The 3,133-nt window shown below is 36.5% G+C and carries 2 protein-coding genes; both read right to left on the reverse strand.

The window, feature by feature from the left end:
• Positions 1-201 precede the first annotated feature (201 nt).
• Positions 202-2,400: a S8 family serine peptidase gene (locus tag BM141_RS22255; protein WP_091549634.1), complete on the reverse strand. Its 2,199-nt coding sequence runs from the start codon at positions 2,398-2,400 to the stop codon at positions 202-204.
• A gap of 33 nt (positions 2,401-2,433) precedes the next feature.
• Entirely contained in the window at positions 2,434-3,021 is a 588-nt protein-coding gene (locus BM141_RS22260; protein ID WP_091549635.1) for a hypothetical protein, read from the reverse strand.
• Between the last annotated feature and the right edge of the window lie 112 nt (positions 3,022-3,133).

A 3,133-nucleotide genomic window follows, 5' to 3' on the forward strand; every position in this document is an offset into this window, starting at 1 on the left:
ATAAGTATAAATACTGAGATTATTCCAAGAAAGTATGGTGCTTTTCTAAGAAAATAGAAGGTTTTATAACTATAAAGATAGTTTTATAAATATTTAGCTAAAACTTAACAATTTATTAATATTTGCAGAAAAATCCAATAGCCTATTCGCCCACAACATAAGGTATCTTATTTTGCTGAGGATACCCTATGTCTAATTCGTTTACTTCCCTACTAAAACCTGATGTTTCTCTATTTCCTTCCCATACAAGATGTGCAGGTAGTAAGTGCCTTCTTTCAGTCCTTTGACATCAAAAGAAAGCTTCTTTTCCTTGTTTTGGTTTTTGCCTTCTCTGACTACCTTGCCGTCTTGGTCTATGAGCTTTACCTCAAAATCTACCTCAGCGGCAATCGTCAAATTCTTGTTTTCTTCAGTAGGGACTGCGGTTATGGTCAGTACCTCAGAGGTGGGATTGGGGCTGTAAACGAAGCGAAAGCCTGAGTTGCTACACACATTGACGGTAAACATTCTCCAATCGCTCCAAAGCCCACAAATATTTCTTACCCTTACCCGCATATTGGCAATGCCACCTACACAGCCATTCGAGAGATACGCAGTAGCAGTAATGCCAGACTGAGAAACATAGACGCTACTTGATAGCGATTGCCATTCTACTTGGTCTATGTTTTGAGAATTAGGAGTAGAGGAAATGAAAGAACCGTTGTAGATAACAGCAAGGTTAAGACCTGATTGTGTAACTGTCATGCCTTGCCCAGAAACGGAAATAAGTGAAGAAGAAACAGAAGTAGGCAAGCAGTAATTTTGCGTATATAGCAAAGCCTGATGTGTGTCCAGTCTTCCATGTCCCATAAACTGATTCCATGTCCCATTAGGTTGTCCTGGAACATTAGACTGATAGACATTACCTCCCTTTTTCTCTGCTGTAAGTTCTATAATTCTTCTTACTTGACTTTGTGTTAGGTTTGGATTCAAAGATAAAATCAAAGCGGCTGTTCCTGCTACTAAAGGAGAAGCAAATGATGTTCCACTTTGAAAGTCATAATTACTGAATTGGTTATAACCTTGTAGAGTTAAATCAGTAGAGAACATTTGTTCTCCAGGAGCAACTATATCTATCCCTAACCCATAATTAGAAAAACTTGCTTTCTCATCGAATGGATTAGACGCTCCAACAGCTATCATATTAGGATTACTTGCAGGAAATGATATGCCGTTTCTATTTTGATTATGAGTTATTCCTACCATTACACATCCTTTCCCTCCTCTACCTTGAGTAATGGCTCTCTGTATAGCAGTTTCTATATTTTGAATATTAATGCCTATTCTAAAAGACATATTCATAACATCAACCCCACCTTGATGCCACGCCCAATCAATGCCAGCAACTAATGCAGAGCCAAAAGCAGTACTCATAGTATCTAAATTAGTAACAGCTGTTAATACCTTAATTGGAACAACTCTATTGTTATATGCTATCCCTGCGATACCCTCTTGATTATTAGCTCTTGCTGCTATAATTCCTGCTACAAAAGTTCCATGAGGTTCAGAACCTGCTGGTTCTGTATTATTTGTTCCATTAGTTGCATTGTACCCTAATAAAATATTTCCTAATAAGTCAGGATGATTACTTTGTATTCCATCATCTAAAACAGCAACTTTAATACTTGATGAACCTGTAGTGATGCACCAAGCTTGTTCTGCATCAATATCTGCATCTGTAATTCCACCAAATTGTTGTGTATTTCTAAGATACCATTGCTGGTTAAATGATACATCATTGGGGATGCATCCCTTATCTATAAATAATAAAAAATCAGGCTCAGACCATTCAAAAAGACCGCTTTCGTAAAACAAGTTTGCCATTTCTAAGGCATTTCCTTGTGAGTTTTTATTAACTGCCAAGATATATGTTTGCTTATCATATTTATATTGCTCAACAATTTGAGTACGAGTTTGCGTAACTAATCTTTGTAGTTGTGTAATATTTGTATTGGTTTTAAGCCTAACAATAAACTGCTCTGTTAATGCTCCTATCTCCTCACTCTTTTGGTTGAGTAGGATTGGGCTTATGGAAATTACCTCATCATTATTTTTATACTCCTTGATGAAATGCTGAATTTTCTCTTTTGAAGTGTTATTTTTTAAAACAATGATAGAAATGCCATTACCTGCTTCTCCAACTTGTTCTTTTTCATTGACTAAGCTATGAAGAATTTGATTTTTTACAGATACTGTTGCTTCCTTTCGGAATCTGACAACTATTTTATTTTCGGAAGTTTGGTAAAATTGTTTTTTACCTTGATAATAGCTAGAAAGGTCTTGTGCTATAGAATATTGAGCATTTAGCAAAAACAAAGCAATTACAGTCCCTAAAAATAGGGAAATAAGTAATTTTCTCATAAATTTTTGATTTTTAAGTTTAGCTAATGATTTTTAATAACTGATATTAAATTGAATTTGAGTACCCTCTTTTAATTTGGGTATAGTAAAGGAAAAGTTAACAGGTGTAAACGCCGCTCCTGCTCCTGCAAAAAGAAGCACTTCTGCTCGTAATCTACCCTCTTTACATTCTTTTCTTACTCTTAAATCCTTTAACCCATCACTACTGGTTGCTGTAAACCCAGCCACTACCAAACTATTTTTCTCAAAATCTACGGCAGGGATAGGTTCTCCCTGCTGAGTGACCAACTTACCGTATAGCTCATGTTCAGTAGAATTGATAATGATATAAAAAGGCTGATTGACACGAGGGTAGCTGTAAGGTTTAGAGGTATCTTTAGGGGTAAGTTCCCCTATGATTCCCATCGCAATATCTACTTTTTCCAAAGCGATAGGGGTGCTATCCTTTTCACAAGGAATTTCAGTCATGGGAGGTGGGGAGTCTTGCTTTACTGTATCTTTAATGATACCTACCTCCTCTTTGGGCTTCTCGGCAGGTGCTACTTCCTGCTCTCCTTTCCCACAAGCCCATGCTGCAAACAGGGCAGTGGCAAATAAAAAATATGCGATTAATCTTTTCATAAAAATTGAGGTTTTAAAATTTACTTATGCCTACTTGCTTTCAGGCGTTTCGGCGGTAGCCTTGGGTGAGCATTTGTTTTTATGAATTTTTCATACGATTAAAAATTTTAGG

This window comes from Thermoflexibacter ruber (genome assembly GCF_900113045.1).
GTDB lineage: Bacteria > Bacteroidota > Bacteroidia > Cytophagales > Thermoflexibacteraceae > Thermoflexibacter > Thermoflexibacter ruber.